The sequence below is a fragment of the Bacillus alkalisoli genome (genome assembly GCF_002797415.1).
Taxonomy (GTDB): domain Bacteria; phylum Bacillota; class Bacilli; order Bacillales; family Bacillaceae_I; genus Bacillus_CD; species Bacillus_CD alkalisoli.
The window spans coordinates 2,054,679-2,078,980 of the sequence record NZ_KZ454944.1; the positions used below are offsets into that span (position 1 = coordinate 2,054,679).

Annotated in this window: 30 protein-coding genes; 21 read left to right on the top strand and 9 right to left on the bottom strand. The window is 35.4% G+C overall.

The genetic code is table 11. The annotated features are described in order from the left end of the window. The first annotated feature begins 6 nt into the window (after window positions 1-6). Window positions 7-189: a zinc-finger domain-containing protein gene (locus CDZ89_RS10160; protein WP_096154338.1), complete on the top strand. Its 183-nt coding sequence runs from the start codon at window positions 7-9 to the stop codon at window positions 187-189. A 29-nt stretch (window positions 190-218) separates the two neighbouring features. On the opposite strand, the gene CDZ89_RS10165 is transcribed toward CDZ89_RS10160, so the two are convergent. Both CDZ89_RS10165 and cspD read right to left on the bottom strand, forming a co-directional pair. After that, the gene (locus tag CDZ89_RS10165) at window positions 219-491 is read right to left on the bottom strand and encodes a DUF2564 family protein (protein ID WP_096154339.1); all 273 of its coding nucleotides are present in this window, start codon (window positions 489-491) and stop codon (window positions 219-221) included. Between the two features lie 310 nt (window positions 492-801). Beyond that, entirely contained in the window at window positions 802-1,002 is a 201-nt protein-coding gene (gene cspD, locus CDZ89_RS10170; protein WP_096154340.1) for a cold-shock protein CspD, read from the bottom strand. A gap of 164 nt (window positions 1,003-1,166) precedes the next feature. Here cspD and CDZ89_RS10175 point away from each other — a divergent pair, with 164 nt between their 5' ends. The 5 genes from CDZ89_RS10175 to CDZ89_RS10195 all read left to right on the top strand — a co-directional run bounded on the left by CDZ89_RS10175 (window position 1,167) and on the right by CDZ89_RS10195 (window position 6,075). Continuing rightward, entirely contained in the window at window positions 1,167-1,412 is a 246-nt protein-coding gene (locus CDZ89_RS10175) for a hypothetical protein (RefSeq protein ID WP_096154341.1), read from the top strand. A gap of 100 nt (window positions 1,413-1,512) precedes the next feature. After that, a complete protein-coding gene (locus CDZ89_RS10180) occupies window positions 1,513-2,643 on the top strand; it encodes a sensor histidine kinase (RefSeq protein ID WP_096154342.1) in 1,131 nt (376 codons plus the stop codon). Continuing rightward, window positions 2,640-3,239: a response regulator transcription factor gene (locus CDZ89_RS10185; RefSeq protein ID WP_096154343.1), complete on the top strand. Its 600-nt coding sequence runs from the start codon at window positions 2,640-2,642 to the stop codon at window positions 3,237-3,239. The genes CDZ89_RS10180 and CDZ89_RS10185 overlap by 4 nt, the downstream gene beginning before the upstream one ends. A gap of 135 nt (window positions 3,240-3,374) precedes the next feature. After that, window positions 3,375-3,701, top strand: coding sequence for a DUF6509 family protein (locus CDZ89_RS10190; RefSeq protein WP_227521490.1), 327 nt, complete (start codon window positions 3,375-3,377; stop codon window positions 3,699-3,701). A 205-nt stretch (window positions 3,702-3,906) separates the two neighbouring features. Next, window positions 3,907-6,075, top strand: a complete 2,169-nt coding sequence (locus CDZ89_RS10195; RefSeq protein ID WP_100333654.1) for a DNA topoisomerase III — start codon at window positions 3,907-3,909, stop codon at window positions 6,073-6,075. A gap of 236 nt (window positions 6,076-6,311) precedes the next feature. Here the strand turns inward: CDZ89_RS10195 and CDZ89_RS10200 are convergent, their stop codons facing one another. Further along, the gene (locus tag CDZ89_RS10200; protein WP_100333655.1) at window positions 6,312-6,530 is read right to left on the bottom strand and encodes a hypothetical protein; all 219 of its coding nucleotides are present in this window, start codon (window positions 6,528-6,530) and stop codon (window positions 6,312-6,314) included. Window positions 6,531-6,712: 182 nt separating this feature from the next. Between CDZ89_RS10200 and CDZ89_RS10205 the strand changes: the two genes are divergently transcribed. From CDZ89_RS10205 to CDZ89_RS10215, 3 genes are read left to right on the top strand one after another with little or no spacing between them, the layout of a single operon-like run. Then, on the top strand, window positions 6,713-7,168 hold the full coding sequence (locus tag CDZ89_RS10205) for a helix-turn-helix transcriptional regulator (RefSeq protein WP_096154346.1): 456 nt from the start codon (window positions 6,713-6,715) through the stop codon (window positions 7,166-7,168). A gap of 20 nt (window positions 7,169-7,188) precedes the next feature. Further along, window positions 7,189-8,673, top strand: coding sequence for an FAD-binding oxidoreductase (locus tag CDZ89_RS10210; RefSeq protein ID WP_100333656.1), 1,485 nt, complete (start codon window positions 7,189-7,191; stop codon window positions 8,671-8,673). After that, window positions 8,670-9,245: an MFS transporter gene (locus CDZ89_RS10215; protein ID WP_096154348.1), complete on the top strand. Its 576-nt coding sequence runs from the start codon at window positions 8,670-8,672 to the stop codon at window positions 9,243-9,245. Before CDZ89_RS10210 ends, CDZ89_RS10215 begins: the two co-directional genes overlap by 4 nt. A 60-nt stretch (window positions 9,246-9,305) precedes the next feature. On the opposite strand, the gene CDZ89_RS10220 is transcribed toward CDZ89_RS10215, so the two are convergent. From CDZ89_RS10220 to CDZ89_RS10225, 3 genes are read right to left on the bottom strand one after another with little or no spacing between them, the layout of a single operon-like run. Then, window positions 9,306-9,638, bottom strand: coding sequence for a YqzG/YhdC family protein (locus tag CDZ89_RS10220; RefSeq protein WP_227521491.1), 333 nt, complete (start codon window positions 9,636-9,638; stop codon window positions 9,306-9,308). Between the two features lie 51 nt (window positions 9,639-9,689). Continuing rightward, the gene (locus tag CDZ89_RS19935) at window positions 9,690-9,839 is read right to left on the bottom strand and encodes a hypothetical protein (protein WP_176483724.1); all 150 of its coding nucleotides are present in this window, start codon (window positions 9,837-9,839) and stop codon (window positions 9,690-9,692) included. A 17-nt stretch (window positions 9,840-9,856) separates the two neighbouring features. Next, on the bottom strand, window positions 9,857-10,081 hold the full coding sequence (locus CDZ89_RS10225) for a DUF3892 domain-containing protein (protein ID WP_227521492.1): 225 nt from the start codon (window positions 10,079-10,081) through the stop codon (window positions 9,857-9,859). 144 nt (window positions 10,082-10,225) lie between these two features. On the opposite strand from CDZ89_RS10225, the gene CDZ89_RS10230 reads away from it, so the two are divergent. Both CDZ89_RS10230 and CDZ89_RS10235 read left to right on the top strand, forming a co-directional pair. Further along, window positions 10,226-10,876, top strand: coding sequence for a class I SAM-dependent methyltransferase (locus tag CDZ89_RS10230; RefSeq protein WP_406564921.1), 651 nt, complete (start codon window positions 10,226-10,228; stop codon window positions 10,874-10,876). Then, window positions 10,877-11,569 (top strand): AIM24 family protein, encoded by a 693-nt coding sequence (locus CDZ89_RS10235; protein WP_096154351.1) that lies wholly within the window; start codon window positions 10,877-10,879, stop codon window positions 11,567-11,569. It abuts the gene before it with no gap. A gap of 59 nt (window positions 11,570-11,628) precedes the next feature. Here CDZ89_RS10235 and CDZ89_RS10240 read toward each other — a convergent pair whose 3' ends face one another. Both CDZ89_RS10240 and CDZ89_RS10245 read right to left on the bottom strand, forming a co-directional pair. Then, window positions 11,629-12,612: a metal-dependent hydrolase gene (locus CDZ89_RS10240; RefSeq protein WP_100333657.1), complete on the bottom strand. Its 984-nt coding sequence runs from the start codon at window positions 12,610-12,612 to the stop codon at window positions 11,629-11,631. A 14-nt stretch (window positions 12,613-12,626) separates the two neighbouring features. Then, window positions 12,627-13,775 carry a diglucosyl diacylglycerol synthase gene (locus CDZ89_RS10245; RefSeq protein ID WP_100333658.1) on the bottom strand — a complete coding sequence of 383 codons (1,149 nt, stop codon included), beginning with the start codon at window positions 13,773-13,775 and terminating at the stop codon, window positions 12,627-12,629. 222 nt (window positions 13,776-13,997) lie between these two features. On the opposite strand from CDZ89_RS10245, the gene CDZ89_RS10250 reads away from it, so the two are divergent. The 6 genes from CDZ89_RS10250 to CDZ89_RS10275 all read left to right on the top strand — a co-directional run bounded on the left by CDZ89_RS10250 (window position 13,998) and on the right by CDZ89_RS10275 (window position 19,201). Further along, a complete protein-coding gene (locus tag CDZ89_RS10250; RefSeq protein ID WP_096154354.1) occupies window positions 13,998-15,689 on the top strand; it encodes a formate--tetrahydrofolate ligase in 1,692 nt (563 codons plus the stop codon). A gap of 1 nt (window position 15,690) precedes the next feature. Further along, window positions 15,691-16,176 carry a hypothetical protein gene (locus CDZ89_RS10255; protein ID WP_096154355.1) on the top strand — a complete coding sequence of 162 codons (486 nt, stop codon included), beginning with the start codon at window positions 15,691-15,693 and terminating at the stop codon, window positions 16,174-16,176. A gap of 158 nt (window positions 16,177-16,334) precedes the next feature. Further along, on the top strand, window positions 16,335-16,496 hold the full coding sequence (locus CDZ89_RS19660) for a hypothetical protein (RefSeq protein WP_157842714.1): 162 nt from the start codon (window positions 16,335-16,337) through the stop codon (window positions 16,494-16,496). 79 nt (window positions 16,497-16,575) lie between these two features. After that, entirely contained in the window at window positions 16,576-17,055 is a 480-nt protein-coding gene (locus CDZ89_RS10260; protein WP_096154356.1) for a glutathione peroxidase, read from the top strand. Between the two features lie 403 nt (window positions 17,056-17,458). After that, the gene (locus tag CDZ89_RS10270; RefSeq protein ID WP_096154357.1) at window positions 17,459-18,316 is read left to right on the top strand and encodes an amidohydrolase family protein; all 858 of its coding nucleotides are present in this window, start codon (window positions 17,459-17,461) and stop codon (window positions 18,314-18,316) included. A gap of 42 nt (window positions 18,317-18,358) precedes the next feature. Continuing rightward, window positions 18,359-19,201, top strand: coding sequence for a DegV family protein (locus tag CDZ89_RS10275; RefSeq protein ID WP_096154358.1), 843 nt, complete (start codon window positions 18,359-18,361; stop codon window positions 19,199-19,201). Window positions 19,202-19,480: 279 nt separating this feature from the next. Here CDZ89_RS10275 and CDZ89_RS10280 read toward each other — a convergent pair whose 3' ends face one another. Beyond that, a complete protein-coding gene (locus CDZ89_RS10280; RefSeq protein ID WP_100333660.1) occupies window positions 19,481-19,735 on the bottom strand; it encodes a hypothetical protein in 255 nt (84 codons plus the stop codon). 160 nt (window positions 19,736-19,895) lie between these two features. On the opposite strand from CDZ89_RS10280, the gene CDZ89_RS10285 reads away from it, so the two are divergent. From CDZ89_RS10285 to CDZ89_RS10300, 4 genes are all read left to right on the top strand, one after another. Further along, a complete protein-coding gene (locus CDZ89_RS10285) occupies window positions 19,896-20,522 on the top strand; it encodes an HD domain-containing protein (protein ID WP_406564884.1) in 627 nt (208 codons plus the stop codon). Further along, window positions 20,523-22,436, top strand: coding sequence for an ABC-F family ATP-binding cassette domain-containing protein (locus tag CDZ89_RS10290; protein ID WP_100333661.1), 1,914 nt, complete (start codon window positions 20,523-20,525; stop codon window positions 22,434-22,436). A 265-nt stretch (window positions 22,437-22,701) separates the two neighbouring features. Next, window positions 22,702-23,820: a conserved virulence factor C family protein gene (locus CDZ89_RS10295; RefSeq protein ID WP_100333662.1), complete on the top strand. Its 1,119-nt coding sequence runs from the start codon at window positions 22,702-22,704 to the stop codon at window positions 23,818-23,820. 19 nt (window positions 23,821-23,839) lie between these two features. Continuing rightward, window positions 23,840-24,274: a BrxA/BrxB family bacilliredoxin gene (locus CDZ89_RS10300; RefSeq protein WP_100333663.1), complete on the top strand. Its 435-nt coding sequence runs from the start codon at window positions 23,840-23,842 to the stop codon at window positions 24,272-24,274. The last annotated feature ends 28 nt before the right edge of the window (window positions 24,275-24,302 follow it).

Below are 24,302 nucleotides of genomic sequence, written 5' to 3' on the forward strand. Positions count from 1 at the left end.
GTCATTTTGAGTAGAAAAAAGATATTGATGGAAGTAGGAGAGATATTAGACACTTTCTGTCATGAATGTCTCGTGAAGAAAACGTTACGAAAAGAAATGGGGAAAAAATATGCGCAGTCTTTTTGTATTAAGGAATGCACGGTAGGTCAAGACATAAAAAGGCTAGGAGAGCAACTCGATAATAAGTGAAACGAAAAAAGAGAGGGGATTCCTCTCTTTTAATGCTTTTTAGCTTCAGATAGCTGGTGTTCACATTGAGCAAGTGACTGCTCCGCTTTTTGTAAAAATTCTGTGTCCATCCCAGTACTATGTTGGTTAGCTTCGTTAAGCATTGTTCTTGCATTTGCAATAGCTCTTCCTGCGTTATTCAAAGCTTCAGGGTCTAGACTCATTGTTGCAGAGCCAACCATTTTTTGTGCAGACTCTATGGAAACTTCTACTTGCATTAGGTCGTTGTATCCTGTGTGTAATTCATTTTGGTTTTGGTCCATGTATTAATACCTCCTCATACTATTAGAATCGGTATTATTTGTAGAAGATATGCATGAATTATTTTATGAATTTTATTGAATGGAATTAGTACAGGATAGGTGAAGCAGGTTATTATAGACGTTTTATGGACACTTTCCAAGTAATCACACGTCAAATTGGTCTTAATAGTACTTTTATGGGCAATTCCCACTCAATCAACTAGCTAATTGGTCTTAATATCAACTTTTCATTAGTGTCAAACATTATAATGGAAAAGTATATAAAAAAGAGACGATTAGATCGTCTCTTTGTATGGTCGGTTCTTATAGATTAAAGTTTAGTTACGTTTGCAGCTTGAGGTCCGCGGTTACCATCTACGATTTCGAAAGAAACTTCTTGACCTTCTTCTAAAGATTTGAAACCATCACCTTGGATAGCTGAGAAGTGTACGAATACATCGTCTCCACCTTCAACTTCGATGAAACCGAAACCTTTTTCATTGTTGAACCATTTTACTTTACCGTTTTGCATAATTCTTTTCCTCCTAATACATGACGCGTAAAAATTCATCTAGGCATTTTTTTCTATGAGTCTAAATGTATCTTAAATATACACAATTCAAAATAATTCGTCAAGTAATATCTTTGGACTGTTTTTTTGTATGATTTCATACAATTAAATGAGGGGGAATGGAGATGATGCGGACAGAATTTGAAGGAACAACCTATATAATTAAACTCAATGAGAGAATAGAGTATATTCCATTTTATGAACACGAAATTTTGCAAATGATTGGGCGAAGCTTACCACAAATTGTGGAACATAAAGTATTTGCCGTATTTTTTGAGGACTATTTTTTCGCAGGAAAATTAGACGAAACATTAACACCGACAGTTACGGTTGATTGCATCATTCCAAAATCCAATATTATTAACGAGTAGAACACTATATTGTGTTCTTTTTTTATGGAAAATTTACCATATTGGTAAACTTATATGATAAAATAACAAGAAAATAGCACTGGAAAAAGAGGAAAAACACATGAAGCCAAAAATAGCTTTTTTCCAAAAAGGCACCGGAATTTCTCCATATATTTGGACCGTATTTAGTATTTTACCGTTCTACTTTATATTTCAATCGCAATCAACGTTAGAAATTGTAATAGGTATTGTTTTAACCATCGTTTTTTTCTTGTCGTATCGATTTGCTTTTATTTCTAAAAAATGGCCAGTCTATTTGTGGACATGCATCTTAATTGCCATTTCCATTACAATGACAATCGTTTTCCAGTTTGTCTACTTTGCTTTTTATATTGCTTATTATAATGGAAAGATAAAAAATCGAGTCGCATTTTTTACTTTATATATTATTCATTTAATTGCTACAACTATTTCCATCAACTATAATATCGTTTTACAAAAGGAATTATTCTTAACACAAATTCCATTTATCTTAATTATTTGGATGAGTGTCATCTTACTTCCATTTAACTTATATAATAAACGAAAGCAAGACAAGTTAGAGGAGCAATTAGAAGACGCTAATAAGCGTATTGCTGAACTAATTAAGCATGAAGAACGACAACGTATTGCCCGTGACCTACATGATACATTAGGTCAAAAACTTTCACTTATCGGCTTAAAGAGCGATTTAGCAAGAAAATTAATTTATAAAGACCCTGAAAAAGCAAAATCTGAGCTTAAAGATGTGCAACAAACTTCAAGAACAGCTTTAAATGAAGTTCGGAAAATGGTGTCACAAATGCGCGGCATTCGCCTAAAAGAAGAATTACTAAGAGTAAAACAGTTACTAGATGCTGCAGAAATAAAATTAACGATCAATCACGATTTACCATTAAAAGGTGTTTCGCCTTTTGTCGAGAATATATTAAGTATGTGTTTAAAAGAATCGGTAACGAATGTGGTGAAACATAGTAAAACAAATCAATGTGATATTTCCATAAAGCATGATCAGGATGAAGTGAAAATGATTATAAAAGACTATGGAGTAGGATTGGCAACAGATATTGATTTTTCAAAAGGCAGCGGACTTCAAGGTATGAGAGAAAGATTAGAATTCGTAAATGGAAACTTTGAGATTACCGGTAAAAGTGGGACGACTATAACAATAACCGTGCCAATAGTAGAAAAAGGAAAGGAGGCGCCTAAATGATTCGTATTGTTATTGCTGAAGATCAGCGTATGATGTTAGGAGCCTTAGGATCTTTACTTGATTTAGAAGACGACTTGGAAGTGGTAGGTAAAGCAAGTAACGGAAAAGAAGCGGTTGAGCTTTTTCATCAATACAAACCAGACGTATGTATTATGGATATTGAAATGCCTGAGAAAACTGGACTTGAAGCAGCAGAAGAAATAATGGGGCAAGGGTGTAAAGTAATTATATTAACTACTTTTGCACGTTCTGGATATTTTCAACGAGCATTAAAAGCTGGAGTTAGTGGTTATTTGCTTAAAGATAGCCCTAGCGAAGATTTAGCTGATTGTATTCGCAGTGTCATGTCAGGTCGAAGAATGTATGCTCCAGAACTAATGGACGATGTGTATAGTGAAGAAAACCCATTAACAGAAAGAGAATTAGCTGTACTAGGACTTGTTGCTGATGGAAAAAACACGAAAGAAATCGCAGACGAATTGAGCATTAAATCTGGTACAGTACGAAATTACATTTCCACTATATTAGATAAATTAGAAGTGAAAAACAGAATCGAAGCGATAACTCAGTCAAAAGAAAAGGGCTGGTTTAAGTAAGGGATTGAGAGCCTATGTATTGATAGGTTCTTTTTTTTACATTTGACAACGGTTTCTGGATATATTAGAAATTTTCCGGATAAATGATATTAAGAAAACAAAATACTACCTATAAATTTACTTAGAGGATATATTATGGTTATAATGGATTATCAATATCGAAAGGAAGTGCAAAAAATGAATGTAACCAACCATACGATAGATCGAATAAACGATCCAACTGGAATTTTAGCTGGAGATAGATATGAAATCATCCTTCAAGTAGACGTAGAGGCCGAGGATGAGCTATTTTCCGAACAAGGTATATACATAAAACTGATTTTTGCTGTAGACGAAAATGCTTCTAGAATTGCCCAATACCAAGTCTTCGAAAGCAACACAAACAAATACTTAGAATTCTCCTTAGAAGACGAAGAACTAGAAGAACTTCAAAAATACTGCTCCACAATAATAAACAATTGAGTCCGTTTCATAATGTATTATAACTATACGAAAAACGAATAATAACAGCATATTTTCATTAAAAACAAATTTTAAAACGATCAAAGTGAACTGGGCAAATTTTTCATCCAGTTCTTTTTTTTTGTTGTATAATAGATTAATCTTCGAGTTTTAACTTCCAACAAAACCTCTAAAACAAATCCACCAATAACAAGGAGAAACACTTATGAAATTAATTATTGCCGAAAAACCTGACCAAGGGTTAAAGTTAGCATCACCGTTTACTTTTAAAAAGAAAACGGGTTATGTAGAAATTAGTCCATGTGAACACTTTCCAAAAGGAGCTCTATTAACTTGGGCAGTTGGCCATTTATGTGAACTAGTACCTCCAGAAGAATACGATATGAAATGGAAAAAATGGTCATTAACAACTCTACCAATTTTACCAGAACGCTTTAAACATAAAGTGACAAAATCAAAGTGGAAGCAGTTTAATATTGTAAAAGAGCTCGTTCAAAGACAAGAAGTGAAGGAAATCATTATTGCTGGAGACGCAGAACGTGAAGGGGAAGCCATCATCCGTGTTATTCTTACGCAATGTAAAAATAAAAAGCCAATGAAACGGTTATGGATTTCTTCTTTAACACCTAAATCTGTCATTAAAGGCTTTGAAAACCTATTGGATGAACAAGATACAAGAAACATATATTACGAGGCTTTAAGTAGAGCTTGTGCAGACTGGTTAATCGGAATGAATGCCTCTAGAGCTTACACATTACTTTTACAGCAAAAAGGTGTATCAGACGTTTTTTCTACTGGGAGAGTCCAAACTCCGACACTAGCCCTTATAGTAAAAAGAGAATTAGAGATTGATAACTTCGTTTCTAAACCTTTTTGGGAAGTGCTAGCAACCTTTAATATGGACGGCAAAACGTTTGAAGGGAAATGGCATAAGGAAAATGAGTCACGACTCGATAACGAAGAACTGGCATATAAAGTCATGCAATTTTGTAAAGGGAAAACTGCGAAAATAGATTCAACCGAAAAAGAGAGAAAAGAGTTCCAACCTCCGCTGTTACATAATTTATCTTCTTTACAGGCTACAGCCAATAGAATGTATAAATTTTCTCCACAAATGACGTTAGAAATTGCACAAAAACTGTATGTAAAAGGAATCATTTCTTATCCTAGATCTGACTCTAGTTTTGTAACGAAAGAAGAAGCAGCAGGCTTTCCAGATACGTTAAACAAATTGAGTAGGCTAGATGCATTTCAATCATTTTTTCCGTTACCGGTAAAGTCCATTATGAATAATAAGCGCTATGTGAATGAGAAAAAAGTGACGGATCACTATGCCATTATTCCGACAGAGCAAGTAACAGAACCTTCTAAAATGTCTGGTGAAGAATCAAAGATTTATTCCCTAATTGTACAGCGATTAATAGCGGCCCATTATGAGAAAGCAATTTTTGACTATACAACCATAAATACGGTAGTCGATGATCGTGCTACTTTTCTATCAAAAGGAAAAGAGCAAATACAAGAAGGCTGGAGAAAAGTTATTTATGGGAATAAAAAAGAAGAAACGGATGAAGACGAACAAGACTTACCTACACTTTCAGAAGGAGAAGAGGGAGTTGTTCAAGACGTTAAAGTAAAAGATGGGAAAACACAACCACCTAAAAGGTATACAGAAGGACAACTTATCACGCTAATGAAAACAGCGGGTAAGCATTTAGAAGATGGAGAACTAAGTAAAGTATTAAACAGTACAGAAGGTCTAGGTACCGAAGCAACTCGAGCTGGAATTATTGGTGTACTGAAGGACCGAAAATATATAGACGTAAAGAAAAATCAAGTGTTCGCAACGAACAAAGGGAAATTATTAATTCAATCGTTGGGCGAAAGCATCCTTGCATCTCCAGAGATGACGGCGAAATGGGAACAACGCTTAAGTGAAATTGGGGACGGGAAAGCATCTCCGCAACAATTTATGGAACAAGCAAAGAAGCTTACTGAAAAATTAATTGATGATGCTAAGGTGGAAAGTGAAAATTGGAATTTTGAAAGTTACGATTTAACGGAATTTAGTCGTGACAGTAAATATAAAAAGAAGTTTAAAACAGTAGGAACAAAAATAGGCAACTGTAAAAAATGTGATGGAGATGTCGTGGATAAAGGTAGCTTTTATGGCTGCTCGAATTACAGTAAAACAAAATGTAATTTTACGATGTCTAAGAAAATTCTCGGTAAAACGATCTCTCAAGCGAATGCAAAGAAGATTTTGAATGAAGGAGCTACGGATGTTATTAAAGGCTTTAAAAAAGGAGAAAAAGTGTTTAATGCTAAACTTCAATGGAAGGACGATAAAGTACAATTTTTGTTTGATATTTAAGGAAACTAGTATAATAATTCTTTCGACATAGAACTATTTCTACAATAAATTTACCGTATTATAGTCGTGCCGGTGGTGTGGCCGCTTTCCGCGGGGGAGGCGGTGAGCCTCCTCGAGCCCAAGGGTTCTGTGGGGTCTCACCAGCCTTCCTTCTCCCGCAGGAGTCGGCCACACCACCGGCACTTTAATATCTATTTTCCCCTTTTTAAGCCTATTTCGACCTTTCCGAAAACACCTTATCTTTTTTTCTTCTTCGAATTATCAACGACAAACTTACTTTTTACCACCTTATCCAGCGTAACCTGAACATGATAATTTTTTTCATCAATAGAAACGATGCTTTCAATTTTCCCTTTTTTTCCTTTGATTTTCAACTCTGATCCTTCAGTAGGCAAATTTTTAACTAACTGACTTAACAATAAGTTTTTGTTTTCAAAATATTTCACTACAAACATTTACTTTCACCTAATTTCTATAAGATTGTCGCAAAACAAATCATTTCATAGAAAAATATGTACTTTTACCTGTATATATACTAAAAAAATATTTTTATTTAAGAGGAAAAATATTGTAATAAATAGCCTATAAGTGTAAAATTACACTTATAGTAACAATAGTAAAAGGAGTGGTTTAACTAATGAAGAAAAAAGAAGTAATCGAGCTTATCTCTTCAAAGTTCAAGTTAATTCGAACAGAAAGAGGATACACGCAAGATGAAATGGCGGAAGTTTTAGGAATATCGAAAAAGACGCTTGTGCAAATAGAAAAAGAACGAACAGATGCCAATTGGACAACAGTCATTGCCATATGTGCATTATTTAAAAATAGTGAAATATTACATGCCATCCTTGGTCCCACGCCACTAGAAGTAATCGAGACCGTTGCTCATGAGCACATTTTTGAACCTCGTGATAAAACGTTGGGTGGAAAAGTATGGTGGAAAGAAATCAAAACTGAAAATGGATATCGACTTCAACAAAATGTAGTTAGTCAGCATTTCCGAATAATAAATGAACATGATTATCGTCTTTTCAGCAGTTTTGATAAAGAAGAAGCGAACCGTGTATTTAAACAAGTTATGAAGTCATCTTAACTTATACTAGAGGTGCCCTTATGAAAATAAAAACAATGCCATCAAAACTAATTATCGGTTTTCTGATTGTAACAATGCTATATAGTAGTCTATTATTCTACTCCTTTACACAAAAGGATTTGAAAGATGAGCTGCTTATACATGATGTTAGCAGGCTTTTTCCTGAAAAAATAATGAAAATAGTAGAAGGTAAAGAACAAGAATCGATAGAAGAAGCCGTAAGAAATGCACGTGAGAATAACTTAAAGATTTCGATTGCTGGAACGAGACACAGTCAAGGAGGGCATGCATTTTACAAAGATTCCTTATGGATTGATATGTCCCACTATAACAAAATAGTAGATTTCAATGAACAAGAGAAAACGATCACCGTACAAAGTGGTGTTACGTGGGCTGACATACAAGAGTACATAAACCCTTACAATCTTTCCGTAAAAGTGATGCAGTCATCGAATATCTTTTCCATAGGAGGTTCGTTAAGTTCTAACGTACATGGCCGCGATCCTAATTTTGGTCCATTAATAGAAACAGTGCAATCATTCCGATTACTCAAAGAAAGCGGAACGGTGCTTAATGTAAGTAGAACGGAAAATGAAGAACTATTTCCTTTAGTAATAGGAGGATTTGGCTTGTTTGGCGTCATTTTAGATGTGACGTTAGAATTAACCACAAACGATTTGTACATTGCGGAAACGGTGAAAGTAGACTATCACGACTACCCAGCATATTTTGTAGAACATATAAGAAACAACCCTGACGTTGGACTCCATTTTGCTAGACTTTCTGTGCCTACTAATCTATTGCTGGAAGAATTATATATGACTACTTATAAGAAAGTTGGATCAGATGTAAGTAAGTCACTTACGGAAGAACAAATAGCTGAATTATTACCTTTACACGATGAGAAAAACGTAAGAAGGGATAAGTTTGTATTTGGACTTTCTCGTCATTATGACTGGGGAAAAGCTCTCGTTTGGAAGATACAGCAAAAATTTTACGCAATGGGAAAAGAAGAGGAAATAATCTCAAGAAATAACGCAATGAGACCACCTATTCAATTTCTAGATTATTACTCTCCAAAGGATACAGATATTTTACAAGAATACTTTATTCCAGTCGACAACTTTTCACAGTTTGTAGATGAATTAAGAGAAATAGTGATTGAAGACAAATTGAACTTATTAAATGTAACAGTGAGATATACTCCTGCTAATGATGAAGCATATTTAAGCTATACAAATCATGATACATTTGCACTTGTTCTTTACTTTAATCAAGGGTTTACGGAAGAAGAAGTGAAGAAGATGGAGCAGGCAACTCAAAAGATGGTAGATGCCGCATTAACATTAGATGGTAAATATTATTTAGTCTATCAACTATTCCCAACAGATAACCAAATTCGACAAGCCTACCCTGAAATTGATTCATTCTTTGAAATGAAAAACAAATATGACCCTAATGAGCGCTTTATGAACAACTTCTATGAAAGGTATGCAAAACGATGAATTTAAAATGGATCATGATTTCACAAAGTGTTGTCTTATTTGGAACAGGAATCGTTTTTCCTTTTTATATCCTCTTTTTAAAAGAAATAGGAGCAAACTTTTCTGAGTTTGGAATAGCATATGGTTTGTTTACGTTAAGTGCTGCATTTGTGCATAAATGGATTGGGAAAATGTCAGATAGGTTTGGAAGACGTATTTTTCTAATAATTAATGCATGGGGAACTGCACTGTTATTCTTATTCTTTCCGATCGTCACAAATATTTGGCAAGTTTATACGTTGCAAGTCATTCTCGGTATTATAGGAGCCATGCAAAAAACAAGTGAAAAAGCCATAATTGCTGACGTTACGGATGGAAGAGCTAGAGGAGAGATGATCGGTTCTTACCATTTCTGGGTATCTATTTTCTCAGGGATTGCCGTTATTATTAGTGGATTTATCATCGATTTCTTAACCATCGACTTAATCTTTTATTTAGGTTCCATTATTCTTTTTATAAGTGGATGGATTACTCTTAGAATTGAAGAAAGAAGTTCAACAAGTAATAAGATAGAAAAAGGAATTAATTTATAGAGCTAACACTACTTTGATAATGCATAAAAAAAGATAACGGCCAATTGAAAATATTGGCGGTTATCTATCTGTTTCACGGAAATTTATGTTTTGTATTTGTTCGGATTTATTATCGTACCTAATCGTTACGAACACTCCAAACTCTCTATCGTTCTCATTAAGCCATAGCTTGAATGTTTCTGCTGTAGAAGCGTCCAATTTTTGGGAACCAACATAAAGATAATCGACTATTTTAGCGTTTGGGTATTTTTCTTGCGTACGCTCCATGGCAATTTTTCCCCACTTCGCATATGCCGGTTGAGTGTGTTCTGCTTTGTATGTGTTGGCTGATAAAAGAGAAGTACTAGTGAAACTTACAAAACAGCACATTAGTAAACAAATAATCTTTCTCAATAAACCACTCCCTATAAAAAAAGGGTGTTTAAATGCACCCCTTTAAAAGAATTAGTGTTCTGTTTTATCTTTTTGATCCTTATTACGTTTATTACCTTTGCTATTATCACCAGCATCACCAAAAAGGGTGCGGTAAATTTCTGTATATCCACCTACAGGTCCATTTTGATTACGACTACCTTTGTTATGTTCTTTTGTCATAACGTCACATCTCCTTATTAAAAAGTAGGTAAGTTGTCTAGATTATTCGTCGGATCACCGTCGGCATTTCCACGAATATACATTTCTCCGTCTTTTCCTTTGAAAACATTTGCACCAAGCACTTCACCATTATTCACATCTGCTAATGCTTGTTCGTAGGTTAATACTCTACCGGAAGAGGTTTTGAATTGAACAATGTCTCCATCCCCATTTTTTTGAACAGCGACAAATGTTTCTTTCATCTTAACAACTCCTATTCGTTTTCCTTTGTTCATTTTTACTATTACCTGTTACAATAAGTTTATACTAATGATAGAAAATTCAACCAATTTAGAAGAAGGTGTAAATAATTGAAACCATTCAAATGGAACGAAACAACGGAACAGATGTGGAACGAAAAAGCGGATTTTTGGAATGAAAATAGTGAAAATATGTGGTTGAAAGGTAGTAGGAAAACGATTATCCCATTCATAATAGAAAATGTCACTAAAGAAACGACAATTTTGGATGCCGGTTGTGGGGATGGATTTGGTACCTTTTTGTTAGCATCTGTTGGATTAAGGGCTACTGGAGTCGATATTGCTGAAAAAATGATAGAAAAAGCTCAATTGGAACGCAATCACCCTAATGCTCATTTTATAAAAGGGGACTTAACCTCTTTACCATTTGAAGACGCTAGTTTCGATTCTATTATGGCAATTAACTCCATAGAATGGACAGAGAGTCCTCTGGTTGCTCTACATGAGATGAAAAGAGTACTAAAGCCAAACGGTCACCTTTTCTTAGGACTTCTCGGACCAACAGCAGGACCGAGAGCGAATAGTTATAGTCGTCTTTACGGAAAAGATGTAATATGCAATACGATGATGCCGTGGGAGTTCGAGCAACTAGCTGTTGAAAATGGTTGGAAACTTTTAGAAGGCTTGCCCGTATATAAAGAGGAAGCAAAGAAAGTAGAAGTTAACCGATTACCAAGACATTTAAAGCAAGCATTAACATTTATGTGGGTGTTCCATTTAGAAAAAGGGGAGAAGTAAATGTCTAAATACTCTATTCAACAATTTGTTGAACAAACGAAACAAAGAGATAGAGGGCAAGGTTTTTTTGAATTAGAAACAGAAAGATTACTAGAAGTAAACTTAAATGGCCAAGTTTGGGCAAAAATGGGTTCCATGATCTCCTACGAAGGAAAAATAAAATTTGAACGCGAAGGCATTTTAGAGCATGGCATTGGAAAGCTTCTGAAGAAAACTTTCACAGGCGAAGGTGCACAGCTTATGAAAGCAAATGGAAACGGAAAATTATATTTGGCCGATCAGGGCAAAAAGATTACCATTCTTGACCTTGAAGGAAATAGTATTTACATAAATGGGAACGATTTGCTAGCTTTCGAACCGGGTTTAAACTGGGACATTAAGCTGATGAGAAGAATTGCCGGCATGATGGCTGGCGGACTTTTTAACGTGAAGTTGGAAGGAAGAGGGATGGTAGCTTTTACGTCCCATTACGAACCGTTGACACTTATGGTGTACCCAGGCCAACCGGTTTACACAGATCCAAACGCAACAGTTGCCTGGTCTGGCAATCTAGAACCAGAGTTCGTAACCGATATTCAACTAAAAACGTTTTTCGGAAGAGGTAGTGGAGAATCCATTCAAATGAAGTTTAACGGAAACGGATTTGTCGTCGTTCAACCATTTGAAGAAGTGTACATGAACAACCAATCATAAAGTAGTGATTTAATGACAAGAGTAAAAAAGGCCATAGCGTTGTATGACCTTTTTCATATTTACTTTATTTCATTTGGTATTTTTATCGGGAGGTACTTTTTGTCTCTGTTTTTAACCTGGTGGTACCCAATAGTAGAAGAAATTACAACATCATTTTCATCAAAATACACCTTAACTTTAAATGGGAATTGTTCAAATTTACGATAACGTAAATCTATCCACTCAACTAGCTTCTTTGATTCATCAACTATCGGGTAAGCAAATTGAGTACTTGCTAAAAAGTGTTGGACGTTTAGATCGGTTTTGGATTTCTCAATGTACGGATTAGATAAGTCTTCCTTATCTAATTTCACAAATAATTTCTTTTTTTTCTTATGCATGGTTCCTAATACAAACTGATCTTTTTCTTCCATAATAAAGTTCCACTTAAGAAAGTAGCATGTAGGCATAAGTGTAATGCTTGTTGAAAAGGGATTCTTATCTTTTAAGTAAGAATGATAATGTCTTTTCAAAATATAACGTACGATACAATGCAAAGCTATACCAACCCAAGCGAAAAGAAAGCTAAAACCTAATCGTGCACCAATTAAAAAAGCGAAAAAACCTGATAGTAAGAGTAGAAAAATAACTGGATCGAATAGTGGAATGAAGTTTTGTGAAAGCCACTCTTTTGAAAAGGGCCTCATAACTTGTGTGCCGTAAAAATTCATAACATCAAAAGCGACATGTAAGCTAACAGCAACAAAAGTCCAAAAGAAGATAGGGAAGAACGGGACGGAAGGAAAAGATATAAATAAAAAAATACTTATAACTAACGACCAAAGAGGTAAGGCAAATAAGGAATGAGATAATCCCCGATGCTGTCTAATATAGTCTCCGTTACTTTTTAAACGGAAAATATAGTCAAAGTCGGGAGCGTTTGAACCAATTACAGTACTTAAAATAATGGCTGTTGCTAATTCTGGATGCTGTTGAACAGAAGGGGAAAGATGAGCTAGTGCACCTAAACCTAATCCCATCGCAAAATGTGTACTAGTGTCCATTAAAACAACCTCCCTTATAAACTTTTCTTCGTCGTTGAAGGGAATACAAAATCTCGTTTCTTTTTCCTCTCTTTCATAATGCTATTGACAATCTTTTCTGCAGAGAAAGGTACATTTAAAGTTCTGCAAGAATCTCTCATGGTTGTTTGCAAGTCTTCATCACCTAAAACTTTATATGCATAGATAATAAGCTCATCTTTTTTGTATGCTATAAATGCTGCCCTTTTTTTTTGAAAATAGATGGCGTTTTCTCTTTCTTGACCAGGTACAGGGTTATACAAAATTAATGGAACACCAATTGCTGTTGCCTCACTTAACGTAATTCCACCCGGTTTTGTTATCACACATGTGGCAACCTGCATGAATTCATGAATAGAATCTACAAATCCATAAACGTGAAATCTATTAGACGATATGGCGTTTTCAAGTTCTTTTTTAAGCATAAGGTTATTTCCGCACACAACCGCAACTTCCACTTCCGAGTTAGTAAGTAACCTTTCACATGTTGTAGTTAAATTTTTTAATACTCCATGGGCACCTGCCATAATAAGGATTAACTTTTTGTTTTTGTTTAACTTATACTTTTTTATTATTTCTGTCTTCATTTGTTTTTCATAGAATGCTTTACGAATAGGAATGCCTGTAACATTAATAGAAGAGGAAGGAGTTCCAAATTTCCTTATACTATTTTTAACATCGTTTGTTGCTACAAAATAGCCGTCAATCAGTTCATGAATCCAGAGCTTATGCAAACAAAAATCTGTCACAACTGTGTAAGTTGGTATATAATGCCCTGTAATTTTTCTATATTCAGGTACTGCATTAATTGGAAAAGTATTAATTAATATATCTGGTTGTTCTTGTTGAACTAATGTCAGTAAACGATTCATTCCAAACGTATAATACCAACGAAATAGTTTTTTGTTATAAACCTTTTCCACTCCATAATAAAAGAGTCGGTACAATTGTTTTCCAACGGAGTAGCTTTTCAAATATAACTTCTTTGTCATTTTAGTCACTTTAGGGTGTGATTCTGCAAAGAGGTCACAAACTTTAACCTCCATACCACGCTTTTCACATTCGAGTTTTAACGTATTTGCAACTTGTACGTGACCATTTCCGTATGTTGCAGTTAAAATAAGAACCTTTACTTTACTCTCCAACGCAATCCCCCCTTTAAATAATCTATATAAAAGAAAAATAACACATAAATATGTACGTACTATTAAAACAATGCAAAACCTACGTAATAATTTTCCTACTTGTGTAAATATTCTGTAAATATTATTTTAGAATTTTTATATATGTCCAAGTTAATCAATTTACATAGTACTTTTGGATTTTAGTGGTACAATAATTTTAGAATATTTGAAGGGGGAAACCTGGTGAAAAATACAACAAGAAAAGTATTATCTGACATTGAAATTGCACAACAAAGCAAATTGTTAAAAATCAAAGAAATTGCAGCTAACCTAGATATTCACGAAGACGAATTAGAAAACTATGGACATTATAAAGCTAAAATTTCTTTAGATTTATTAAAAAGATTAGAAACAAAACAAGATGGAAAGGTTATTTTAGTAACAGCAATTAACCCAACACCTGCTGGAGAAGGTAAATCTACTGTTACAGTTGGTTTAGGTCAAGCTTTTCATAGAATAGGAAAAAATGCTGTCATTGCGATGCGTGAACCATCTCTTGGACCAACAATGGGAGTAAAAGGTGGAGCAACTGGTGGGGGATATTCACAAGTTTTACCGATGGAAGATATAAACCTTCACTTTACGGGCGATATTCATGCCATTACAACCACTAATAATGCACTTGCTGCCTTTATCGATAATCATATACATCAAGGAAATCAATTAAATATTGATACAAGAAGAATTGTCTGGAAACGAGTAGTAGACTTAAATGATCGAGCATTAAGAAATGTTGTCGTTGGTCTTGGCGGTCCGAGTCAAGGTGTACCTCGTGAAGACGGTTTTGATATAACGGTAGCTTCGGAAATTATGGCTATTTTTTGCTTAGCCAATAGTATTTCAGATTTAAAGAAGAGACTTGCTAAAATTGTTGTTGCATACGATACGAGTAAAAAACCAATTACGGTTGCAGATTTAAAGGTGGAAGGCGCGTTAACACTTCTATTAAAAGATTCATTTAAACCAAACTTAGTGCAAACGATTGAACATACGCCAGCAATCATTCATGGTGGACCTTTTGCAAACATCGCCCACGGCTGTAATAGTGTGTTAGCTACGAAAATGGCAGCTAAGCTAGGAGACTATGTGATCACTGAGGCTGGCTTTGGCGCAGATTTAGGAGCAGAAAAGTTTTTACATATTAAAGCACCTTCACTAGGTAGCACACCAGAAGCAGTTGTGATTGTAGCAACCATACGTGCTCTAAAAATGCACGGTGGCGTCGACAAAAAACAGCTAACAGAAGAAAACGTTACTGCTTTACAAACAGGAATAACGAACTTAAAGAAACATGTAGAAACAATCCAACAGTTCGGATTACCATTTGTTGTTGCCATTAATGAATTTATTACCGACTCAGAAGCGGAAATTGCTTTCGTTAAAGAATGGTGTGAAGAAAACCTTATTCCAGTTGCGTTAACACAAGTATGGGAAAAAGGCGGAGAAGGCGGAATAGTTCTTGCTAACACATTACTAAAAGTGATGGATGAACCAAAGTGTGAATTTACTCCTTTATATCAATCTACAGATTCTATTGAAGAAAAAATACGCTCCATTGCAACGAAAGTGTACGGGGCAAAAGACGTAGATCTTGCTCCTGCTGTGCAAAAACAAATTCAACAGTACGAAGGAGAAGGTTGGGGGAACCTACCAATTTGTATGGCCAAAACACAATATTCTCTTTCTGATGACGCAAAGAAACTTGGACGACCAACAAACTTTACCGTTACAATTAGAGAACTAAAACCATCCATCGGCGCTGGCTTTATTGTTGCCCTTACAGGAAACGTAATGACGATGCCTGGATTACCAAAAGAACCTGCAGCCTTAAAAATGGACGTAGATAAAGATGGTTTGGCAGTGGGGTTGTTTTAAAATGTTTGACCCAACCGTATTTGATAATTTAAAAGTTGTAATAGAAGGAGACATTTATGACTTAGATTTAGATGGTGAAGTTCGAGTTGTAAACAGAGAAGATATCGTTGATTTGGCCAATATGTCACGTCTGTTTCGCATGCAAGTGACAGTCGATAACATTCTTACCGCCAGCATCGATTTGCGAACTGACCTAGAAAGCCTAACCGCAGAACTTTTACATGAAAAAGTAAAAGATCTTAATAAGCCAGGCTGTAGAGTAACCGTTTCGTTTAAGCAAAAATTAATTGATATACCTTCTTGGGAGTCAAAATTAAATGGTATATGGGGTACTCAATGGCCATATTCCCATAGGATTCAATATACTCACGGGCAAGAAATTGAAAAAACATTAACAACTATTATGAAAATCAATCGACCTATATATGAAGAAAATATAGATGATATGAGAAATTTAATAACATACATCGTGAAAACATTGAAATAAATATATTATTTTTAGCAGCCTATGATAAATAAATCCGGCTGCTTTCTTAATGAAAAAAACTCTTAAAAGACTGAACTTAACGAACAAGAAAATAGTAAAATATGTTAATATATAACTATACTACTTTTTTAAAATCGAACGCTTAGGAGGGGACTTCTATGGGGATTATTGGTTTAGTAATTGACTTGTTTAATAGTATAAAACATTACTTCTTTGATGAAAAAGATGGGTGGGATAAGACGAAAATTTTCGCACTTTCGCTGTTTTGTCTATTTTTAACAAGTGCAATCATTTATGGTATATTCACACTTATATCCTAATAGAAAGCTTTATAATTAGACATAAACGGTAGAAATATACATAATAAAAGTAACTTCTAATCAAAGGTGGTTACTTTTCATGACTTCATTTTACGATTTTAAAGCAGAAGACATAAACGGAAACGTAGTGTCTATGTCAGAATTTAAAGACCAAGTTGTCCTAATCGTTAATACAGCAAGTAAATGTGGATTTACTCCTCAATACGATGAACTAGAATCCCTATACAACGACTACAAAGACAAAGGGTTCGTTGTTCTTGGCTTTCCTTGTAATCAGTTTGGCAACCAAGAACCTGGAACGGAGGTACAAATCCAGGAGTTCTGTAGCCTAAAGTTCAATGTATCTTTCCCATTATTTAAAAAAGTAGATGTGAATGGCGAAGAAGCTCATCCCATCTTTACGTATTTAAAAGAAGAAGCACCAGGATTAATGGGGTCAAAAGCTGTTAAGTGGAATTTCACTAAGTTTCTCGTAAACAAAGAAGGCAAACCGGTTTCCCGCTTTGCGTCTGCAACGAATCCAAACAAATTAAGAAAAGATATTGAAGAACTATTATAATAAGCTATGTTAAAGGTTAATGTTGATTTTGATACCTTTCAAGCAGTTGATTTCGTGCAAGTCGTAGACTCCTGCGGGAGTAGCGGGGGACTGGAGACCCCACAGGCGAAGCCGAGGAGGCTCCAGCCACTACGAAAAGTAAATGCGGCTCGTTCAGCTCCGAAAAGGATAAGACAGGGGCAGCTTGAGGGTGCATTTTCCCCTCAGGATGGCCATGGCTTATCATAGAGGAGCTAGCCGCATGACCTAGCCACGCCCGCGGAAAGAGGAGACTTGCGCGGAAATCAACAGTGGTTTTTAACAGAGCCTTAAAATAAAGAATCGGCTGAAAAAATTAAATTCAGCCGTTTTTTTCTGCTATTCAATTGGGTAACCTATTAGTACTAGAAAGGCAGGAGAACGAATGAAGATTATAGACGCTCATATCCATTATTCCAACATTACTAGCTTTCATGATACAGCTAATAACTTATCCAATCTTTCCTATTCCCGAGAAGGACTAGAAAGAGAAATGCTTGAAAATAACGTTGTTCTTAGTATTGCGATGGGATTAACAGAGACAGAGTCGAATGGATTCCCGGATTACAAGTCACAAACACCGATGGAGCTTGACTTAGAGTTAGACTCGCCAAAATCAATCGTACATTGCTTAGGAATAAATCCATATAAATTAGAACGAGAACATTTATCTCTACTAGAAGAAAAAATTAAACTACCCAATGTTGTCGGATTCAAAATTTATTTAGGATATTATCCTTTTTATGCTTACGATGAAACATATAAACCTGTTTTTGAACTTGCTGCAAAATATAAAGTACCCGTTGTTTTTCATACAGGAGATACATACTCCGAAAGAGGATTATTAAAATATTCCCATCCACTAACACTTGATGAAGTGGCAGTATTTAATAGAGATGTAACGTTTGTGATGGCTCACTTTGGCGATCCATGGGTGTTAGATGGAGCAGAAGTTGTTTATAAAAACAGAAATATGTATGCAGACCTTTCTGGTTTAATTGTAGGGACAAAAAAGGATGTCCAAAGACACATGGAAACTAATTTTACCAATCATCTACGACAGGCATTAGATTACTGCGATCATTATGAAAAACTACTATTTGGTACAGACTGGCCACTCATTTCGATGGCTGACTATATTAGTTTTATTAAAGAAATAATACCAGTTCAACACCATGAAAAAGTTTTTTATGAAAACGCTTTAAAAGTTTTCCCAAAAATAAATGGATTTTTGGTAGAATAGTAGAATATACATATTATATCTACTTATGAGAGGGGAATTTTTATGGAAAGAATTGCATGGGTTACAGATAGTACTGCAACATTAGACGAGGAATTATTGAATCACCCAGATGTATACAGCGTACCAATGATTATATACTTTGACAACGAAGAATATTTAGATGGGATTAACATTAGTTTTGAAGAATTCTACACAAAGTTAACAAGTAGTGAAGTACCACCAAAAACTTCACAACCATCCGTTGGTACATTTGCAGAACTGTATAATAAACTATCAGAAAATTATGACAGGATTATCTCAATTCATCTTTCAAAGCACTTAAGTGGGACAATCTCCTCTAGTACGCAAGCAGCGGAGCTAGTAGAAATACCAGTGCACACAGTAGATTCAAAAGTTCTTTCATACCCGTTGTCCGCAATGGTTAAAAAAGCTATCTCTTTATATGATGAAGGGCATAATGCAGAAGAAATCATTTCAAAACTAGACGTGATGTCTGATAAGAACGAAACATACGTACTAATTGGCAGCTTAGAGCAACTACATAGAAGCGGAAGAATGACCGGACTACAAAAGTTTTTAGGCAGTCTACTACAAATTAAACCAATTATCGCTATTGAAGAAGGAAAATTAGATGTAGCAGACCGTGTCCGTACAGATAAAAAAGCAGTTCAACGTTTACATGACTTATTAGATGCTGCTGTAGCTAAAGGTACGGTTAAAGAAGTATTCGTTTTACACGGCCGAGATATAGATCCGGCAATTGAAATAAAAAGTACAATTGAAGCAAAATATCCAGACCTACAAACACGACTATGCCCACTATCCACAACCATCGCCGTACACGCCGGCGTAAACACAGTAGGCGTATCTTGGTATCACGAATAATTAATAAAATAAAAAAGTCATGAACCAGTTTTTTAATGGATTCATGACTTTTTAAATTTATTTCTTAAGTTTGTATTTATTATTAATTGATTAGTATTGAATTTTTAATACTTTCCTAAGTTTATTTCAGCGGCAGGTGTGAGACTCCTGCGGGAAAGCCCGTCAAAGGAGACCCCACAGGCGCTAAAGCGCCGAGGAGGCTCCTGCGACCGCCCGCGGAAAGCGAGCACCTGCCGCTGAAATAAACTTTTCATGCCCAATTTACATATTCAAATATTCCTATCTATAAATAAAAACATACAAAATCTCGCCTCCATAAGGATACGCACCAACTAATTGATAACCAATACTAAAATACCTTGAAAGCGTTTCTGCACAAGAAGAGCTTGCCGGCTCCAATGGTGCATGATCACTACTCGTCAAAGAATAAAAAACATCTTCTGTATACGAACACCTAATAGTCACAACATGTGTACCTAACCACGCTGTACCAATTTGCGGTATCTGACCATTATCACGATAAAAGTACACCATTTTGTATCAACCTTTTCATTTTTCTTTAATGAATACTATTCTTCCTAGGTTAAAAAGGTTCTTTACACATTTATAAACACACTTACATTTAAAAAATGTACAAGATTTGATAAAATGAAACATGAGGCAGTAATACTGCGTGTAGTAGGAGGAAATTCATTTGAGAGAAATAGAACAATTTGTTATAGACAAATTAGGAAATGATACAACTGGGCATGATTGGTATCACATTGACCGCGTCCGTAAAGTAGCCATTCAAATAGCACATAAAGAAAAAGCCAACATAAAGATCGTAGAAATTGCGGCTCTTCTACATGATGTTATGGATGATAAACTAGTAAAAGATAAAAAGAAAGCGAAGGAAGAAATTGATCTTCTGTTACAACAATATCAACTTACTGAATATGAAATAACTAATATATTTTACATAATAGAAACAATTGGGTTTAAAGGTGGGAATGGGGAAGAGTTAACATCGATTGAAAGTAAGATTGTTCAGGATGCCGACCGTTTAGATGCATTAGGTGCTATTGGTGTAGCAAGAACATTCATGTATTCTGGTGCAAAAGACCAAGCTATGTTTGATCCATCCATACCTGTTAGAGATAAGATGGACTATGTGCAATACAGAACAGAAAAATCAACAGCCATTAACCACTTTTATGAAAAGTTATTAAAATTGAAAGATACACTTCATACAAATACAGCGAAAGAAATTGCTGTCGAACGACATACATTTTTACAAAACTTTTTAGATCAATTTATGAAAGAATGGGAAGTAAAATAAATGAAAATGATTGTAGCAGAAAACATAAGTAAAACATATGTAGAAAAAGAATTATTAAAAAGAGTTTCTTTTAGTATACAAGAAAAAGAAAGAGTTGGTTTAATCGGTGTTAATGGTACTGGTAAATCAACATTCCTTAAAATCATTGCAGGTCTAGAAGCAGCAGATGAAGGGGAAGTAGTCTCATCTTCTGATTATTCTATTTCTTTTTTGACACAAAATCCCGAGTTGAATGAAGAGAACACGGTATTGGAACAAATATTTGCTGAAGAAAATGAGTTAAACCGTACAATTAAAGAATATGAAAATTGTATGCAAGCGTTACAAAACAATCCTGAAAACGAGAGCCTTCAAACTAGTTTTACAGTTCTTCAACAAGAAATGGATGCAAAACAAGCATGGGATAGAAGTTCGAATGCAAAAGCAATGTTACATAAGCTTGGAATTGAAAATGTAACATTAAAAGTTGGACAACTATCTGGTGGCCAAAAAAAACGTGTGGCATTGGCTCAAGTATTAATGGAAGAATCCGATTTACTTATTTTAGATGAGCCTACTAACCATCTAGACTTCGAAACCATTCAATGGTTAGAAGACTATTTACTACGCTATAATGGTTCCGTTTTACTAGTAACACATGATCGATACTTTCTAGATAAAGTTACGACTAAAATATTTGAACTTTCAAGCGGGAATCTGTATACATATGAAGGAAACTATGCGAGTTACTTAGAAGCAAAAGCTATTAGGCTAGAAGACATGGCGAAAGCGGAAGCAAAACAGAAAAGCTTGTATCGTCAAGAGTTAGAATGGATGCGAAAAGGAGCAAAAGCTCGTACAACGAAGCAAAAAGCTAGAATTAAAAGGTTTGAAAACTTAGAAGATAACATGCCTTCTTCTTCTGATGAGAAAATGGAAATCGTTTCAGGATCTGCTAGACTAGGGAGAAAAGTAGTTGAGCTAAAAGGTGTATCCGTAATTTTTGGTGAAAAGACCATCCTTAAACATATTGACTTGTTATTAAAGCAAAAAGACCGTATCGGAATTGTTGGTCCTAACGGCGCAGGCAAATCTACACTATTAAACTTAATAGCAGATAAAAAAGATCCAACTAGTGGTGAAGTAGATAGAGGAACAACTGTAAAGATTGGTTATTATACCCAAGAACAACTAGATATGAACGAAAACCAACGTATGATCGAGTATATAAAAGAAGAAGCAGAAGTACTCCATTCTGCAGATGGCTCTTTTTTAAGTGCTGCACAATTATTAGAGAGATTTCTATTTCCACCACACTCTCACGGCACTCCTATATATAAACTATCCGGTGGCGAAAGAAAAAGACTTTATCTATTAAGAATTCTTATGTCTCAACCGAATTTACTTTTATTAGATGAGCCAACAAACGATCTAGATACAGAAACATTAACCATTTTAGAAGCTTACTTAGATGAATTCCCTGGAGTAGTTGTGACAGTATCGCATGACAGATATTTCCTAGATAAAGTTGTAGATGAGCTCTTAATACTAGACGGACGAGGTTCTGTAGAAAGAATATTCGGGGAGTACACAGACTATTTGCTCCGAGTGCAACAACAAAAAGAACTAGATAAAAAAGCTACACAAGTAAAAAGCGAAGCAACTGTTGATAAAAAGCAAAAGGGGAAGGCATTACGATTAACGTATCAAGAACAAAAAGATTGGGACACAATTGAAGAACGAATCAGCTCATTAGAGGAATCACTTGAACAAATAGAAACCGAAATTTCAAACGCAGGTAGTGACTACGGTAAAATTAGTGAGTGGATGGAAAAACAAAAAAACGCTACATCCCAACTAGAACAACTAATGGAACGCTGGGAAGAACTTTCTGAAAAAGTCGAAACCATCGAGGCAGAAAAAGCGAATCAATAACGAAGATATGATAAGATTAATAAAAGACAAACGATTGATCGTGTTTTAAAAAAGTTGCGTTATACCATATTCTATTGATATATAACGCTAATTAGCTGTTGATTTCCGTACTAGGCGGAGACTCCTGCGGGAGTAGCGGGGAGCGGGAGACCCCACAGGCGAGACTGCGCCGAGGAGGCTCCCGGCCCGCCCGCGGAAAGCGAAGCCTTGAACGGAAATCATCAGCGGTCATAAACACAGAAAAAGAAAAAAGGAGCGATACGTCTTGAAGATAAAAACGATCGAACCTACACCAAGTCCTAATACGATGAAAGTGTTATTAGATAAAGAACTACCAGCAAGTAAACGAAACAACTATACAAAAGACAATGCAACAGAAGCACCACAACTTATTCAAGAAATATTAAAAGTAGAAGGAGTAAAAGGTGTTTATCATGTTGCTGACTTTTTAGCACTAGAACGTAATGCAAAATTTGATTGGAAACCAATTCTATCACACGTGCGTACAATATTCGGTGAAGAATCTGATCCAAACAATACAGGCCAAGCTTACAATCCCAATAACGGCTTTGGTGAAGTGAAAGTGCTTGTACAAATGTTCCGAGGAATTCCAATGCAAGTGAAATTAACAGACGGTGAACAAGAAAAAAGATTCGGGTTACCAGAACGTTTCAGTAAAGTTGCTATAACGGCCCAGCAACAAAACGATAACGTTGTATTAGAAAGAGAATGGAAAGAACAAGGAGTACGCTACGGTGATTTAGAATCAGTTGGCCTAGAAGTAGTAGAAGAAATCTCCGCTGCTTATCCAGAAGACAGACTAAATCGCTTATTACTACATGCGGAAACAAAAACTAGCCAACCTATAAAACGTGAAAAAGTGAAAGTAAGTCTTGAAATGTTTGATAACCCTGATTGGTCTGAACGATATCGAGCATTAGAACAAATGGACCCAACAGAAGAAGACTTACCTGTCATAGCGAAAGCACTAGATGACGAAAAAGCATCCATTAGACGTTTAGCGACCGTTTATTTAGGAATGATAGAAAAAGAATCTGTTTTACCTTACCTTTATAAAGCTCTAAAAGATAAAACGGTAACGGTACGTCGAACAGCAGGAGATTGTTTATCTGATATTGGAAATCCAAGTGCAATGGATGCAATGATGGAATCCCTAAAAGATAAAAATAAACTAGTTCGTTGGAGAGCAGCAATGTTCTTATACGAAGTAGGAGATGAAAGAGCACTTCCTGCATTAAAAGAAGCAGAAAACGATTCCGAATTCGAAGTAAGCATGCAAATTAAAATGGCTATCGAACGAATCGAAGGTGGAGAAGAAGCAAAAGGTTCTGTTTGGAAACAAATGACTGAACGTAATAATTAATTAATATGAGGTGAACGCTATGTCAATGGCTTATGAAGAATACATGAAACAAATGGTTTTACCAATGAGAGCAGAATTAACTCGTAATGGATTTGAAGAATTAACAACAAGTGAAGATGTAGAAGCATATATGGATCAAACAACTGGAACTACTCTTGTTGTCGTGAATTCTGTTTGTGGATGTGCAGCAGGACTAGCTAGACCAGCCGCTACGCAGGCAATAGTACAAGCTGAAAAAGCTCCAGATAAATTGGTTACCGTTTTTGCAGGGCAAGACAAAGAAGCAACTGCTAAAATGAGAGAGTACTTTGGAGACACTCCACCATCTTCACCATCTATGGCGCTATTAAAAGGTAAAGAAGTGGTACACTTCATCCATCGTCATGACATTGAAGGTAATGATATGGAAACGATTATGAAAAATCTCTTAGCTAGCTTCAACGAGCATTGCTAATATAAACTTTCGGCTATTAATGAACTTC